Annotated in this window: 15 protein-coding genes; 8 read left to right on the top strand and 7 right to left on the bottom strand. The window is 69.6% G+C overall.

Going from position 1 to position 14,292, the window contains the following annotated elements:
• The first annotated feature begins 195 nt into the window (after positions 1–195).
• Complete coding sequence (locus tag KIH27_RS17720; protein ID WP_214094282.1) at positions 196–1,173, top strand: helix-turn-helix transcriptional regulator; 978 nt, start codon at positions 196–198, stop codon at positions 1,171–1,173.
• 12 nt (positions 1,174–1,185) lie between these two features.
• On the opposite strand, the gene KIH27_RS17715 is transcribed toward KIH27_RS17720, so the two are convergent.
• The 5 genes from KIH27_RS17715 to KIH27_RS17695 are packed head-to-tail and all read right to left on the bottom strand — an operon-like array spanning position 1,186 to position 4,465.
• A complete protein-coding gene (locus KIH27_RS17715) occupies positions 1,186–1,470 on the bottom strand; it encodes a WXG100 family type VII secretion target (RefSeq protein WP_214094281.1) in 285 nt (94 codons plus the stop codon).
• A 30-nt stretch (positions 1,471–1,500) separates the two neighbouring features.
• Positions 1,501–1,797: a WXG100 family type VII secretion target gene (locus KIH27_RS17710; RefSeq protein ID WP_214094280.1), complete on the bottom strand. Its 297-nt coding sequence runs from the start codon at positions 1,795–1,797 to the stop codon at positions 1,501–1,503.
• A 23-nt stretch (positions 1,798–1,820) separates the two neighbouring features.
• On the bottom strand, positions 1,821–2,987 hold the full coding sequence (locus KIH27_RS17705; RefSeq protein WP_307856926.1) for a PPE family protein: 1,167 nt from the start codon (positions 2,985–2,987) through the stop codon (positions 1,821–1,823).
• Between the two features lie 9 nt (positions 2,988–2,996).
• On the bottom strand, positions 2,997–4,151 hold the full coding sequence (locus KIH27_RS17700) for a PPE family protein (RefSeq protein WP_214094279.1): 1,155 nt from the start codon (positions 4,149–4,151) through the stop codon (positions 2,997–2,999).
• A 14-nt stretch (positions 4,152–4,165) separates the two neighbouring features.
• A complete protein-coding gene (locus tag KIH27_RS17695; RefSeq protein ID WP_214094278.1) occupies positions 4,166–4,465 on the bottom strand; it encodes a PE family protein in 300 nt (99 codons plus the stop codon).
• A 417-nt stretch (positions 4,466–4,882) separates the two neighbouring features.
• On the opposite strand from KIH27_RS17695, the gene KIH27_RS17690 reads away from it, so the two are divergent.
• The gene (locus KIH27_RS17690) at positions 4,883–5,380 is read left to right on the top strand and encodes a hypothetical protein (RefSeq protein ID WP_214094277.1); all 498 of its coding nucleotides are present in this window, start codon (positions 4,883–4,885) and stop codon (positions 5,378–5,380) included.
• A 101-nt stretch (positions 5,381–5,481) separates the two neighbouring features.
• Here KIH27_RS17690 and KIH27_RS17685 read toward each other — a convergent pair whose 3' ends face one another.
• Positions 5,482–5,823, bottom strand: coding sequence for a hypothetical protein (locus KIH27_RS17685; protein WP_214094276.1), 342 nt, complete (start codon positions 5,821–5,823; stop codon positions 5,482–5,484).
• A 62-nt stretch (positions 5,824–5,885) separates the two neighbouring features.
• On the opposite strand from KIH27_RS17685, the gene KIH27_RS17680 reads away from it, so the two are divergent.
• The 3 genes from KIH27_RS17680 to KIH27_RS17670 all read left to right on the top strand — a co-directional run bounded on the left by KIH27_RS17680 (position 5,886) and on the right by KIH27_RS17670 (position 9,890).
• A complete protein-coding gene (locus KIH27_RS17680) occupies positions 5,886–6,599 on the top strand; it encodes a DUF5642 family protein (RefSeq protein WP_214094275.1) in 714 nt (237 codons plus the stop codon).
• A gap of 177 nt (positions 6,600–6,776) precedes the next feature.
• Positions 6,777–8,585, top strand: a complete 1,809-nt coding sequence (leuA, locus tag KIH27_RS17675; protein WP_214094274.1) for a 2-isopropylmalate synthase — start codon at positions 6,777–6,779, stop codon at positions 8,583–8,585.
• Between the two features lie 189 nt (positions 8,586–8,774).
• Positions 8,775–9,890, top strand: coding sequence for a hypothetical protein (locus KIH27_RS17670; RefSeq protein ID WP_214094273.1), 1,116 nt, complete (start codon positions 8,775–8,777; stop codon positions 9,888–9,890).
• Positions 9,891–9,947: 57 nt separating this feature from the next.
• On the opposite strand, the gene KIH27_RS17665 is transcribed toward KIH27_RS17670, so the two are convergent.
• Positions 9,948–10,937 carry a DEDDh family exonuclease gene (locus KIH27_RS17665; protein ID WP_214094272.1) on the bottom strand — a complete coding sequence of 330 codons (990 nt, stop codon included), beginning with the start codon at positions 10,935–10,937 and terminating at the stop codon, positions 9,948–9,950.
• Positions 10,938–11,016: 79 nt separating this feature from the next.
• Here KIH27_RS17665 and KIH27_RS17660 point away from each other — a divergent pair, with 79 nt between their 5' ends.
• Genes KIH27_RS17660 through KIH27_RS17650 form a run of 3 tightly spaced genes read left to right on the top strand, consistent with a single transcriptional unit; the run spans position 11,017 to position 14,277 of the window.
• Complete coding sequence (locus KIH27_RS17660) at positions 11,017–12,234, top strand: Mur ligase family protein (RefSeq protein ID WP_214094271.1); 1,218 nt, start codon at positions 11,017–11,019, stop codon at positions 12,232–12,234.
• Positions 12,231–12,938: a type 1 glutamine amidotransferase gene (locus tag KIH27_RS17655; protein WP_307856925.1), complete on the top strand. Its 708-nt coding sequence runs from the start codon at positions 12,231–12,233 to the stop codon at positions 12,936–12,938. Before KIH27_RS17660 ends, KIH27_RS17655 begins: the two co-directional genes overlap by 4 nt.
• A gap of 52 nt (positions 12,939–12,990) precedes the next feature.
• Entirely contained in the window at positions 12,991–14,277 is a 1,287-nt protein-coding gene (locus tag KIH27_RS17650; protein WP_214094270.1) for a PucR family transcriptional regulator, read from the top strand.
• The last annotated feature ends 15 nt before the right edge of the window (positions 14,278–14,292 follow it).

Genomic DNA, 14,292 nt, shown 5'->3' with positions numbered 1-14,292 from the left:
GTCATCAGACGAACGGATGAGATTGGACCACTGACTGGCTACCGCCGAGTAAGGCGCAGAGGTATTTACATGTCCGTTAAATTAGAGAGTTTTTCGACGCTGATCGCGTCTATTTACGAAGCTGCACTAGACTCCTCTCTCTGGGAGAGGACACTTATCGGACTGATCGATGCTTTCGGTGGCAACGGGTGCGCGTTGCTCACCGCCCAGCCGGACAGCGGGCCCGCCCTGTTCCACGTCGTCGACGAGCCACCCGACACGGCGCCCGACTACGCCGGCTACTACCACCGGATCGACCCGGCCGCAGCCGCCATCGAACGGTCGCCCGCCGGCACCGTGCTCAGCCTGTCCGAGACCCTGCCCGCCGACGTCCGCCCGCGCAGCGAGTTCTTCGTCGACTGGTGCACACCCAACAACGTCGGTGACGCGATCTTCGCGCGCTTCACCGATACTGCCGAACAGCCGTGCTGGCTGGTGGTCGCCGGGGGGCTAAACGGCCGGCCGATCGCGGACCACAAGCGCATCCGGCTGATGCGACTGCTGGTGCCGCACCTGCAACGTGCCACCCACACCAGCATCTCGCTGGCCGCGCAGCATCAGCAGAGTTGCCGGCTGACCGGTGACGTCCTCGAACAGTGCCCGCGCCCGGCGGTGGTGCTGGGCCGCGACGGAGTGGTGCTGGCTGCCAACGGCCCCGCGATGACACTCCTGGCCTGCGCCGACGGCCTGCGCATCGATCACCTCGGGCGCCTGGAGGCGGTGGCCCCGGAGGCCCACACCACCCTGGTCCGGCGGATCACGATGGCCGCCGGTTCCGCCGGGCCGACCCGCTCGGGCGCCAGGTTCGCCGTGCCCCGCCCCTCGGGGCGCAGCCCGTACCGCGTCGAGGTGCTGCCACTCGGTGACGCCGCCGCACCCGCTGTGCTGGTCGCGATCGTCGACCCCGCCGGTCAGCCCGAACTGCACCAGCAGTTCTGGCGGCAGCGCTTCGGCCTGACCGCCACCGAATCCACGGTTGCGGCGGCCCTGGTGCACGGTCACGGCCTGCAGTCCGTCGCCGACCAACTCGGGGTCTCGCTGTCCACGGTGCGCACCCACCAGCAGCACATCTTCCAGAAGACCCAGACCCACCGCCAGGCGGAACTGGTGCGGCTGCTGCTGACCAGCAAGTGACCGCCCGGCCGCTCAGGCCCAGCTGGAGCCGACCGCGGAATCGGTGCCGGCCATGCTGTCACCGGCGTTCTGCACCTTGGCGCCGTGCGCGTTGGCCTGTTCGTAGATCACCTGGAAGTTGCGGCCGAGCGCCGCGATGAACTCCTGGCAGGCCGCCGATCCGGCGCCGCCCCAGAAGTCCCCGGCCGCAACGACATCGGAGATGATGGCCTGATGCTCGGCCTCCAGGGCGGCGGCCTGAGCGCGGATGGTGGCGCCGTGGGCGTCGACGTCGCCGAACAGATAGTTGATCGTCATCGTGGTCCTCCTTCGATGAATCCAGCGCCGTCAGCTGCCCAGGGCCTGGCGCGAGGCCAGTTCCTGCTGCTCGTAGTTGTTGGCGTCGCGGATCAGCCCGTCCCGCACGCCGTGCAGCATGGTGACGATGTTGCGGAATGCCTGCCCCATCTGCCCCATGGTGTCGTAGGAGGCCGCCTGCGCGGCCCCACCCCAACCGGTGCCGGCGATGTTGGTCGACGACGCCCACATCGCGCGGGCCTCGTCGTCGACGGTCTGGGCGTGCACGTCGAATCGGCCTGCCATCGCCCGCATCTGATCCGGGTCCGTCATGAATCTCGTTGCCATGTCAGGGTCTCCCTTCCCTTGCGCTACCCAATGATCGGGAAGCGTGGAACGACGAGCGTGCGCAGCAGTTCCGGCTTCGACGGGGCCGCAACCCCGGTGCCGCCGTGGGCGCCGGCCCCGGTCCAGGGCATTCCGTAGGGGAACGGCGAGGTGGAGCCACCCGCCTCGGCCGCGCCCACACTGGACGCCAGGACCGCCGAGCTGACCGGAGGTGGCGCGGCGGCCACCCAGGTCGGCGGGACCGACAAGCCGTTGATTCCGGCCGCCTGACCCAGGGTCGCCGTCGCCGCCGGTACCGCTGCGGCTGCCGCGGGAATGCCGTGTCCCAGGCTCGCCAGCCCGGCCAATCCCGGCGCCAGCACCCCGGTGGCCGAGCCCAACGCATGGGCGCCGGCGGCACCGGCCATACCTGCGGCGGCCCCCAACCCCGTCAAACCGCGGCCGATCAGCGTGCTCATGATCGAGCTCAGCGGCATCGTCGCCATAGACATCGGGTACATCAGCGGAGTCAGGTAGGACAGCGCCGACAGACCGGACGCCGCGGACTGCGGCGCCGAACCCGTCGACGGTGCCGTCGAAGCCGCTGCCACCGTTGAAGCCGCGTGGGTCGCCGCGGTCGACGGCACCGCGGCGGCCGACGCCGCCACCGCCGCCGGGTTGGCGGTGTGCGGCGCCGAACCGAAGGGCGGCAGCGTCGAGGAGGCCCCCGACGAGGACGCCTGGTAGCCGTACATCGCCGAGGCATCCTGCGCCCACATCTCGCCGTAGTGCGCCTCGGTGGCCTCGATGGCCGGGGTGTTCTGCCCCAGGGCGTTGGTGGCCACCAGCGACAGGTACAGGCTGCGGTTGGCGGCGATCAGCGGCGGCGGCACCGTCATCGCGTACGCCGTCTGATAAGCGGCCGCAGCAAGTTTCGCCTGGGTGGCGGTGAGCTCGACCTGCCCGGCGGTTGCCCGCAGCCACGCCACGTACGGCGCGACCGCACCGGCCATCGCCATCGCCGCCCTACCCAGCCACGCACCGCTGGTCAGCCCGGCGACCACCGAGGCGTATCCGGCCGAGGTGGCGTGCAGGTCGGTCGCCAGGTTGTCCCAGGCCGACGCCGCCGCCAGCAGCGGTGTAGCGCCGGCGCCGGTGTACATCCGCCCGGAGTTGATCTCCGGCTGCAGCATCCCGAAGTCGATGAACACCTGAGTCTCCTAACCGCCGACCGTCCAGCGCGGCAGCACGCTGGGTCGCATCTCGTAGCGCGCCGGGGTCGAACCGGCGTTCCGTCGGCCGTTGTGCGCCACCGGTATGCCGAACGGTGCACCCGCTGAGCCCGCCTGTCCCACAAGCGGATTAGCCACTGGCAGCGCGGCCGGCGTCGAACCCGTGGTAAGCGGGGCCGTCACCGTCACCCACCGCGGCGGCACCGACAACTTGCCGACCAGGGTGGCGCGCCCGATCCCCGCCGACGGTGATGGCGCCGCCGGCGGCGTGTAATGCGGGTTCGCCAGGGCGACGAGCCGCAGTACGTGCCCTGGGCCATGCCCGGTCGGGCTTGGCCCGTGCCCCGCGGACCCCAACCGGCCGGCTGCCGGGGCCGCCATGCCCATCGACATCATCCGGGTGACCAGTGCGCTCATCGGCGACACCACCAACCGGGCCAGAATCATCGCCGGGTACATCAACGTGCTCAGTGACGACAGCGCACCCAGCGACGATGCGGCCGGTGTTGCCGCTGCCGCCGTCGCGGCCGACGACGCCGCAGATCCCGCGGAGCCCGCCGAACCGGCCGTCGCCGCCGCTGCCGAGGACGGCCCCGGCCCGGTGGCCGTGGTGGGCGCCCCGCTGAATCCGGGCAGCGTCGACGTGGCCGCGGCACACGCCGCGGCGTAGCCGTACATCGCGGTGGCGTCCTGGGCCCACATCTCGGCGTAGTGCGCTTCGGTCGCCGCGATGGCCGGGGCGTTCTGGCCGAAGAAATTGGTGGCCACCAGCATCATCAGCAGCGCGCGGTTGGCGGCGATGATCGGCGGCGGAACGGTCGCCGCGAACGCCGCTTCGTAGGAGGTCACCGCCGCCTTGGCCTGTGCGCCCGCCAATTCGGCCTGCCCGGCGGTCGCGTGTAGCCAGGCCACGTACGGGGTGGCGGCGGCCACCATGGACATCGCGGACGGCCCCCGCCAGGTGTTGGTGATCGCGGAGAGCACCGAACCGTAGGCGGTTGCTGTGCCGTACAGGTCGGCGGCCAGCGCGTCCCAGGCCGCCGCGGCGGCCGCCATCGGTCCCGGGCCTGCCCCGGTGTACATCAGCCCGGAGTTGATCTCGGGCATGAGTGCCCCGAAATCCGGCAGCACGCCCAGGCTCACGGCGGATCACTCCCTCAGCTGGTCGCGACCGCGTTGGCCGCCTCGGTGGCGGCGTAAGAGCCCGCACCGGCGGTCAGCGTCGCCACGAACAGGTCGTGGACCGCCAGAGCCTGCGCGCCGACCTGCTGATACAGCGAAGCGTGCGCGGAGAACTGCGCCGCGGTTAGCACCGAAACCTCGTCGGCGGCAGCGGGAATCAGCATGGTTGTCGGCGCCGCCGCCGCGAGGTTGTGCGCGGCCATCAGCGACCCGATGCCGTGCAGATCGCCAGCCGCCGACAGCAGCATCTCGGGCTCTGTTGTTACATACGACATCTGGGACTCCTAGGTTGTGCCGGCATTGCTGGCGGTCGCCGGGTATTCGCTCAGCCTGGCCGCCATCCGACTGGCGGGGACTGCCCCACCCGCCAGTCGGATGACGTCTTCAGACCGCATATCGATCACTCCCCCAACGACACTCGGCTTCGATCACGACTCATTGCGCGTCATCGGTCGAGGTCTTGACAAGACCGCGGTCCGCTCAGCGGACCAGCGCCCGATCCGGTCGACACTCCGGTCCGCTCAGTGGACCGCGCTCTTGTGCCCACGCATCGCTGCGGTTTGTGATGCCCCTGTAACACCCACGCGGGAAGACTCGCAGCACGACGTCTGGTTGACCGGCTAATCATCTTGGCCGTCAATCACTTCCACGCACGGCCACGGGCGACGCCGCACCGAACAAGGAGAATCGTCATGATGATCACCCACCGCACCGCGTTGCGTCGCGGTCTTGTCGCGGGAGTCTTCGCCGCTGGCCTCGCAGCCGCCGGACCCGCGGGCCTGGCATTCGCCGACGACGTCAACGCCTACGGCTTGTCGGACAGCAACGTGCTGCAAGTCGACTTCGGCTCGACGCAGTGGACCTGGACCGACACGACGCCGCTGAACGCGTTCGTCGCGGTCGACACCACGACGGACAAGTCGGTTCCGGTGTTCAACTTCGCGACGGTTCAGGAAGCCACGACCACCCTGCCGACAGGCGAGCAAGCATACGGCTACGCCGACGAGAACCAGCTGACGGTTTTCCAGGGAGCCACCGCCTCGGTGCAGACCTCCAGTAGCGAGATCATGTACGGCACTGACTCGAACGACGGCATCAGCACGTTCACCTTCGACCCGTTCTCCTCGTCGGTCGAATCCGGCATCCCGGTGGGGGACGTCCTCCCGTCCGAACCGGCACCGCCGGCCTGATCTAGCCGGGTGCGTTGAGCAGCCATCCCACGACCGGCCACGCCCTCGGGTGTGGCCGGTCCGCCATCCGCACAGTCCGGCAGATCGTCGACCGTCGCCGGTCAGTTCTGCGAGTTGCCGCCGCCGCCCCAGTTGCCGTGCCAGCCGTCGTTACCCCAGCCGTTGCCCTGGTTGTTACCCCAGCCGTTGCCCCAGCCGCCGCCCCAGTTGCCACCCCAGCCGCCGTTGCCCCAGTACCGGTGGCCGCCCCAGTGGCCGCGGCCCAGGGGCGCGATGTGTGGATCCGGGCTGGAAACGTCGCCCGCACCGGGCAGTACCGTTGCCGTGGCGGCGACAGGCACCGTCGCGTGCGCCGACCCGACGGGGCCGGACAGCACGCCGAGCACGCCGGCGCCGAGCACGCCGACCACTGCGCTGACCGCGCGGGCATGTGATCGCGACATCGTCAACTCCTTCATACGACTTGGAACCGACAATAGCCCCAGCCGTCGCCTAAACTCGGCCGATGGCATCTCGGGTATTCACCAGGGGCAGAAGCGTTTCGTTGGCGCTCGGCGCCGGTGTCTTCCTCGCGGCGTGCGGCCACGCGGCGACGCACGACGAGTCCGGCCCGTCCGCGGCACAATCCCCGTCGTCAAGCGCCGCGTCGACGGCAGCGGCGGGGCCCTACGACATCGCCCGGGTCACCACCGTGGAGAACGACTTCCCGCAGGGTTTCACGGTCAACACCCACCAGCCGAAGACCCTCGACCAGCAAGACGTCGACAAGTCCGGCGTGAGCACCCTGACCCACGCGACGTTCGATCCGCCGCAATGCCTCGCCGCGATCCTCCCGCCGTACGCCGACCCGTCAGCCGGCACCCGAGCGGCCGGGATCGACGCCGAGGGCGACCACGGAAGCATCGACGTGGTGGCGTTCCAGTCGCCCACCCCGATTCCGGTGGGACAGCCGCCGGCCGGGTGTGACCGGGTTGCGATCTCCGGTTCACCGGAGGTGGCCGGGACCGCCGAGGCCATTCCTGCGCCCCGGATCGAGGGTGCCACCACGACCGCGATGAAACTGACCGCCGACCACGAGGACCCCGAGTACATCTTCACGGCGGCACTCGATGAGCACACCAGCGTCGTCGTCCGCGGTGGTGCCGACGCAGACGCCGACCCGCAACAGCTGATGTCCGACCTCCTGGTCAAGGCCACCGCCGCGGTTCGCGGCCGGTAGCCGGCTGCGCTGGTCGACCACCGCTCCCTCCGCACGGGCCGACGCGCTAGAATGCCTGACATGCTGCGCGCGCTCCTGCTCGGACGCCGCGACGGGGTCTGACCAGGACCGGCTTCCCGTCGCGGGTTTCGCCGATGCGCCGGTCTGCAGTCCATCTGACTCACCGGAGCGAACATCGTGACCACTTCCCCCAGCCCGGACGCCTACTCGTCCGCCCGCACCATCACCAAGCCCGCCGGACCGCCCGGGATCAACCAGCCGGTGTGGAACACCCAGCGCGGGTCGTTCATGCCGGTGCACCGGTACCGCAGCTTCACCGACGAGGTCGAGCACATCAGCCTGCCGGACCGCACCTGGCCGGACCGCGTCATCGACACCGCCCCGCTGTGGGGGGCGGTCGACCTGCGTGACGGCAACCAGGCGCTGATCGACCCGATGAGCCCGGCCCGCAAACGCCGGATGTTCGACCTGCTGGTGAACATGGGCTACAAGGAGATCGAGGTCGGCTTCCCGTCGGCCAGCCAGACCGACTTCGACTTCGTCCGGGAGATCATCGAGGACGGCGCGATCCCCGACGACGTCACCATCCAGGTGCTGACCCAGTGCCGCGACGAGCTGATCGAGCGCACCTTCGAGGCGTGCGTGGGCGCACCGAACGTGATCGTGCACTTCTACAACTCGACGTCGATCCTGCAGCGCCGGGTGGTGTTCCGCGCCGACCGGGACGAAGTACTGACCATCGCGGTCAACGGCGCGCGCAAATGCCTGGCGGAGCAGGCCAAGCATCCGGGCACCAACTGGCGCTACGAGTACTCGCCGGAGTCCTACACCGGCACCGAGCTGGAGTACGCCAAGGAGGTCTGCGACGCCGTCGGCGACGTCATCCAGCCGACGCCGGAGAACCCGATCATCTTCAACCTGCCGGCGACGGTGGAGATGGCCACCCCGAACGTCTACGCCGACTCGATCGAGTGGATGCACCGCAACCTCAAGCGGCGCGACTCGGTGATCCTGAGCCTGCACCCGCACAACGACCGCGGCACCGCGGTCGCCGCCGCCGAACTGGGCTTCCAGGCCGGGGCGGACCGGATCGAGGGCTGCCTGTTCGGCAACGGCGAGCGGACCGGCAACGTCTGTCTGGTGACGCTGGGCCTGAACATGTTCAGCCGCGGCGTGGACCCGCAGATCGACTTCTCCAACATCGACGAGATCCGGCGCACGGTCGAGTACTGCAACCAGCTGAACGTGCCCGAACGCCACCCCTACGGCGGCGATCTGGTCTACACCGCGTTCTCCGGCAGCCACCAGGACGCGATCAACAAGGGCCTGGACCAGATGAAGATCGACGCGGACGCCGCCGATTCGGACGTCGACGATCTGCTGTGGCAGGTGCCGTACCTGCCGATCGACCCGCGCGACGTCGGCCGCTCCTACGAGGCGGTGATCCGGGTCAACTCGCAGTCCGGCAAGGGCGGGGTGGCCTACATCATGAAGGCCGACCACGGGCTGGCGCTGCCGCGCCGGCTGCAGATCGAATTCTCGAAGGTCATCCAGGGCATCTCCGACGCCCAGGGCGGCGAGGTCAGCCCCAAGGAGATGTGGGACGCGTTCGCCGAGGAGTACCTGACCCCGATCACGCCGCTGGAGCGGATGCACCAGAAGCTGATCGCCGCCGAGACCGACGACGGCACCGACCGGATCGAGGCCGTCGTCAAGATCGACGGGGTGGAGACCGAGGTCGCCGGCGAGGGCAACGGGCCGCTGGCGGCATTCTGCGACGCCCTGAGCCGCGTCGGCATCCACGTCCACGTCCTGGACTACTCCGAGCACGCGATGAGCGCCGGCGAGGAGGCGCAGGCGGCGGCGTACGTCGAGGCCGCCATCGGCGGGTCGACGGTGTGGGGTGTGGGGATCGCGCCGTCGATCACGACGGCGTCGCTGCGGGCGGTGGTGTCGGCGGTGAATCGGGCCGCCCGGCTCAGCTGACCGGCGGCACTAAGTTAGTGATCTGCACCACTCACTCAGCTTCTTCGCTGAATCGAGTGCTGTATCGCCGACATTCGTGCATGCTGGTGTTCGATAGTGCTTAATCCGCGGACTTTCGCACTCATCATGATCACGAACTTATGATAGGTTTCCCTAACTTGCTCATCGACCTCTTTTAGGAGCCTCTTCATGGAACTCGCCGCCCGTCCGTACGCCGTCGCCACGGCGGCCCTCGTCGCCGGAGGCCTGATGGCCGCTGCGCCCGTCGTCGCCACCCTGCCCGGTGTGCAGCTGCGCGACGTCGCACTGACCACCGGGTTCAGCCTCGGTGACATCGCGAGTCAGCAGCTGAGCCAGAACTCGGATCTGATCACCGGCTTCCTGACGTCCAACGGCAAGCTGGTTGCCGACCAGGCGGGCCAGGTCGACAAGCTTGCCGAGATGCTGGTCGGCTCGGATGCCACCGGCTTCCAGACTCACGCCGCCCAGCAGGCCGTCTTCCAGTTCTTCGACGCCAACAACGCGCTGACCAACATCAACCAGGCCGCACTGCTCGGCCTGCTCGGCGCGCGCGGCACGGTCGACACTGACGGCGCGTTCACCTCGACCGATCTCCCCAACCTCAACGGGTCGCTGATCGTCGATGACAATCACACCGCCAGCTTCAATTTCGCCGGACTCGAGGCCGCGATCGGCCACTACCTGGGTGCCGCCGCCTTCTTCCAGGCGGCGCAGTCGGGCATCAACCCCGAGCACGGGGACTCCGGTGACGCCTTCAACCAACTGGTCGCCAGCGTCACCACCTTCAACCAGGCTCTGGTGGCCGCCGAGCAGAACTTCAACACCGACCTGCTGAGCGACCAGGTGGCGCTGGAGCAGGCGATCTTCGGCAACGACAGTGCGCTGAACGGGATCGTCAACCGCGGCTTCAACTCGTTCAACATGCTGTTCGACGCTCAGCAGCAGAGCCTCAACGGGTTCCTCGGTGTCACCGGCTACGACCCGCAGGAGCTGACGTCGAGCCTGCTGCAGGGTTCGTCCGAGCAGACCTTCAACGACGGCAGCATCGGGGGCCTGCAGGGCATGTTCGACCAGAACCTGGCGATGCTCGCCGACATCGCCGGGCTGAAGGGCGACGACTTCACCGACCTGTTCAAGAGCTTCGACGCCGACGCGTTCAGCGAGGCTTCGAAGTCGCTGTTCGAGACCTTGGCCGGCGGGCCGTTCGGTGACGTGTTCGGCGCCGACGGTGCGTTCGCGACGCTGATGACCGACTTGGGCAACATGTTCACCACCCTGGGCTGACCGCCCGCACGACGGCGTCGGGGCCGGTTCCGGGATTCCGGGACCGGCCCCTCGTCGTTAGAACAGCGAGATCTGCGCGCCGGTCGATCCGGGGTCGACGAAATCCTCGATGCCGGTGCCCCCGACCACGCGATCGACACAGGCCAGGAACTGTTCGTCGGATACCGTCGGCACCCCGAGTTCGCGGGCCTGGTATCCCTTGCCCTGCTCGGGGGCGTCCGCATTGCAGACCACCAGTGAGGTGTGGGTGTCGACGACGTCGCTGTAGGCCAGTCCGGCGTGCAGGATCCGTTCGACGAGTTCCTCGTGGGTGCGGGTGCACTCCGCCGACAGCGCCACCCGCATGCCCTGCACCAGCGGGCGACCGCGCTGGTAGCGGCCCGGGTTCAGGTAGCGGCACGGCATCCGCGACGCCAGCGCCTTCAGCGGCCGCAGTTCCTCGTGGGTGATCCGGCCGTTGGGCCACATCCGCCGCGTCACCGGCCGTACCGGCAGCCACACGTCCCGCTCGCGGGCCCGCTCCAGCGACGGCACCAGCACCCCGGCCAGCACCCGCGCGTCGTCGAGCGCGTCGTGCGCCCGGGTCTGGGTGACCCGCCAGTGCCGGGCCAGTGTCTCCAGCCGCAGGTTCTCCAGGCCCAGGTCCAGCCGCCGCGACAACTCCACCGTGCACATCACCGCGTCGACCGGCAGTTCGGCGCCGGCCATCTCGGCTTCGGCGGCCAGGAAGGTGTAGTCGAACGCCACGTTGTGCGCCACCAGCGTCCGCCCCGCCAGCAGTTCGGCGACCTCACCGACGACCTCGGCGAACTGGGGCTGGCCGGCCAGCATCTCGGCGGTCAGCCCGTGCACGTGGGTGGGGCCGGGGTCGGTGCCCGGGTTGAGCAGGCTGGACACCGAGCGCTCGATCCGCCCGTCGGCGTCGAGCGCCAGTGCGGCGATGCTCAGGACCCGCGCCTGGCCCGGCCGAAACCCCGAGGTCTCGACGTCGACGACGGCCCAGCCTGCGCCGGGCTCCCGGGCCGGGCGTCCCCACACCGCATCCATACCGTCCAGGGTGGCACGCCACTCCGACGAACTCCGGTCGCCGAGCGCCGTGTCTTGCGATCGCCCTAAACTCACCGGCGTGATCACCGCCCGTGGACGTCTCGCCCTGGCCGCCGGCGCCGGGGCCCGCTGGGCGTCGCGGGTCACCGGCCGCGGCGCCGGCGCGATGATCGGCGGCCTGGTCGCCATGACCCTGGACCGCTCGATCCTGCGCCAGTTGGGCACCGGACGCCGGGCCGTCGTCGTCACCGGAACCAACGGCAAGTCGACGACCACCCGGATGGTGGCCGCCGCGCTGCGCGGGCTGGGTCCGGTGGCCACCAACGCCGAGGGCGCCAACATGGATGCCGGGCTGATCTCAGCGCTGGCGGCGGATCGGCGCGCTGCACTGGCCGCCCTCGAGGTCGACGAGATGCACGTCCCACACGTCCTGGATGCGGTGGACACCGCGGTGGTCGTGCTGCTGAACCTGTCCCGCGACCAGTTGGACCGAGTCGGTGAGATCAACGCCGTCGAGCGGGCGCTGCGCGGCGGGCTGGCCCGGCATCCGCAGGCGGTGGTGGTCGCCAACTGCGACGACGTGCTGATGACCTCGGCGGCCTACGACAGTCCGAATGTGGTGTGGGTGGCCGCCGGCGGGTCCTGGTCGGGTGACTCGGTGAGCTGCCCGCGCAGCGGTGAGGTGATCGTCCGTGACGGGACGCGGTGGCACTCCACCGGCTGCGATTTCTCCCGCCCGGAACCGCAGTGGTGGTACGACTCGGAGTCGCTGTACGGGCCGGGCGGGTTGGCGCTGCCGATGCGGCTTTCGTTGCCGGGCGCGGTGAACCGCGGCAACGCCGCGCAGGCTGTGGCCGCCGCGGTCGCGTTGGGCGCCGACCCGGTTGCCGCGGTGGCCGCGGTGTCCGCCGTCGACGAGGTCGCCGGCCGATACAAGACCGTGCAGGTGGGTGAGCACAAGGTGCGGATGCTGCTGGCCAAGAATCCGGCCGGCTGGCAGGAAGCCCTGTCGATGGTGGACCGGGACGCCTCGGTGGTGATCGCCGTCAACGGTCAGGTGCCCGACGGCGAGGACCTGTCCTGGCTGTGGGATGTGCGCTTCGAGCACTTCGAGGGCGTACCGGTGGTGGCCGCCGGTGAGCGCGGCACCGACCTGGCAGTGCGACTCGGCTACGCCGGCGTCGAGCACACCCTGGTGCACGACACCGTCGCCGCCATCGCATCCTGCCCGCCGGGCCGGGTGGAGGTCGTCGCCAACTACACGGCGTTCCTGGGCTTGCAGCGGAGGCTGTCGTGAGCGTGCAGATCGGGCTGGTGCTCCCCGACGTGATGGGCACCTACGGCGACGGCGGCAACGCCGTGGTGCTGCGGCAGCGGCTGCGGCTGCGCGGGATCGACGCCGAGATCGTGGAGATCACCCTGAACGACCCGGTGCCGGCGTCCTGCGACCTCTACACCCTGGGCGGCGCGGAGGACTACGCGCAGCGGCTGGCCACCCGGCACCTGCTGCGGTATCCCGGCTTGCAGCAGGCGGTTTCACGTGGAACGCCGGTGTTGGCGATCTGCGCGGCGATCCAGGTGCTCGGCAACTGGTACGAGACGGCCGCCGGGGAACGGGTCGACGGCGTGGGCCTGCTGGACCTGACCACCTCCCCGCAGGATGCGCGCACCATCGGCGAGGTGGTCGCCCGACCACTGCTCGACGGTCTTTCAGCGCCGCTGACCGGTTTCGAGAATCACCGCGGTGGCACTGTGCTGGGTTCTGCCGCAACACCTTTGGGCGCGGTGGAGAAGGGTGCCGGCAACCGGGCCGGTGATGGGTTCGACGGCGCGGTGCAGGGCAGCGTCATCGCCACCTATCTGCACGGGCCGTGCTTGGCGCGAAACCCCGAGCTTGCCGATTACCTCTTGTCGCGGGTGGTGGGCGAGCTGGCGCCGCTGGAACTACCGGAGGTCGAGTTGCTGCGCGCCGAGCGGTTGGCGGCACCCCGGCGCGTCTGACGGCGAGCGTGAACCGACCGCCGTGCCGCGGCGTGCGGGCTACGTTCTGGCTATGACAGATCCAGACCGTGTCGCCGAGGCCGCGATCGTGATTTCGCGGCGGCTCTACGAGCACCTGCCCGAGACGGCCGGCGTCATCGAGGATCTGGTGGCCAAGGAGTCGCCGGAGCTGACCGGGGATTCGTCGCTGCTGCAGTTGCTGCGCGAAACGGTGACAGCGAACGTCGACACGTATTTCTCGGCGATCCGCCACAACATCCCGGTGTCCGACGTCGCCGCGCCGACCGTCGCACTCGAACACGCCCGCAGACTCGCGCAGCGCGGGGTACCGGTGAACGCGCTGGTGCGCGGCTACCGGCTGGGGCACTCGGTGGCGCTGCAGCTGGTGCTGGAGGAGGTTCGTTCCGCCGGGCTGGATCCCGACCTGAGCCTGAGTGTGCTCGGGCAGCTGTCGACGGTCATGTTCGGCTACATCGACGAGATGTCGCAGCAGGTGGTCAACGTCTACCAGTCCGAGCGCGAACGCTGGCTGGAGAGCCGAAATGCGGTGCGCGCCTTGCGGGTCCGGGAGATTCTGGCCGATGAGAGCCTGGACGTCGATGCGATGACGACCGCGATCCGGTACCCCCTGCGGCGAACCCATGTCGCGATCGTCGTGTGGTACCCGGAGTCGGACGGCGACAAGCTGGCCGCCGCCGAAGGCTTCACGAAGAAACTCGCCGAGTCGCTGGCGATCCAGGGCGCACCGCTGTTCATCCCGACCGACAGCACCACCGGGTGGGCTTGGATTCCGCTGCCGTCGGCGGCCGGATCCGATGTCGTGTCGCAGATCCGGGCCTGCGCGCTGGCCGCGGCCGACGAACCGTGGGTCGCGATCGGCGATCCGCTGCCCGGGGTCGAGGGCTTCCGCCGCTCCCACCAGCAGGCGCTGGCGGTGCACACCCTGGCGGTGGCGGCGGGTACGGACGTCAATCGCGTCAGCGCCGCGAACGATCCCGGACTGTCCGCCGCGGCGCTGCTCGGCGCCGACAACCTGGCCGCCGCACGGGCCTGGGTCGGCGAAGTACTCGGCCCGCTGGCGTCCGCGACCGACGCAGACGAGCGCCTGCGCGACACGCTGCGGGTGTTCCTGCGGACCGGATCCAGTTTCAAAGCCGCCGGCGAGCAACTGCACTTCCACGTCAACACGATGAAATACCGGATACAACGCGCCGTCGAGCGCCGCGGCCGGCCGATCGCCGAGGACCGCCTCGACGTGGAGATCGCGCTGCTGCTATGTCAATGGTACGGCGCATGCGTGTTGTCCCCGTCGTCTTCCTTGTCCCCCGGAGACGAATAGCGAGACGATTCTCGG

Source organism: Mycolicibacter acidiphilus (genome assembly GCF_018455725.1).
Taxonomy (GTDB): Bacteria; Actinomycetota; Actinomycetes; order Mycobacteriales; family Mycobacteriaceae; genus Mycobacterium; species Mycobacterium acidiphilum.
The sequence above is the reverse complement of the archived record's forward strand: the minus strand, read 5'-3'. Positions and strand labels throughout refer to the sequence as shown.

What these genes read in the sequence shown, in the direction of transcription:
- KIH27_RS17715 (WP_214094281.1), bottom strand. Translation starts at nt 1,470, where the DNA reads ATGACGATCAACTATCTGTTCGGCGACGTCGACGCCCACGGCGCCACC.
- KIH27_RS17710 (WP_214094280.1), bottom strand. Translation starts at nt 1,797, where the DNA reads ATGGCAACGAGATTCATGACGGACCCGGATCAGATGCGGGCGATGGCA.
- KIH27_RS17695 (WP_214094278.1), bottom strand. Translation starts at nt 4,465, where the DNA reads ATGTCGTATGTAACAACAGAGCCCGAGATGCTGCTGTCGGCGGCTGGC.
- KIH27_RS17690 (WP_214094277.1), top strand. Translation starts at nt 4,883, where the DNA reads ATGATGATCACCCACCGCACCGCGTTGCGTCGCGGTCTTGTCGCGGGA.
- KIH27_RS17685 (WP_214094276.1), bottom strand. Translation starts at nt 5,823, where the DNA reads ATGTCGCGATCACATGCCCGCGCGGTCAGCGCAGTGGTCGGCGTGCTC.
- KIH27_RS17680 (WP_214094275.1), top strand. Translation starts at nt 5,886, where the DNA reads ATGGCATCTCGGGTATTCACCAGGGGCAGAAGCGTTTCGTTGGCGCTC.
- KIH27_RS17670 (WP_214094273.1), top strand. Translation starts at nt 8,775, where the DNA reads ATGGAACTCGCCGCCCGTCCGTACGCCGTCGCCACGGCGGCCCTCGTC.
- KIH27_RS17665 (WP_214094272.1), bottom strand. Translation starts at nt 10,937, where the DNA reads ATGGATGCGGTGTGGGGACGCCCGGCCCGGGAGCCCGGCGCAGGCTGG.
- KIH27_RS17650 (WP_214094270.1), top strand. Translation starts at nt 12,991, where the DNA reads ATGACAGATCCAGACCGTGTCGCCGAGGCCGCGATCGTGATTTCGCGG.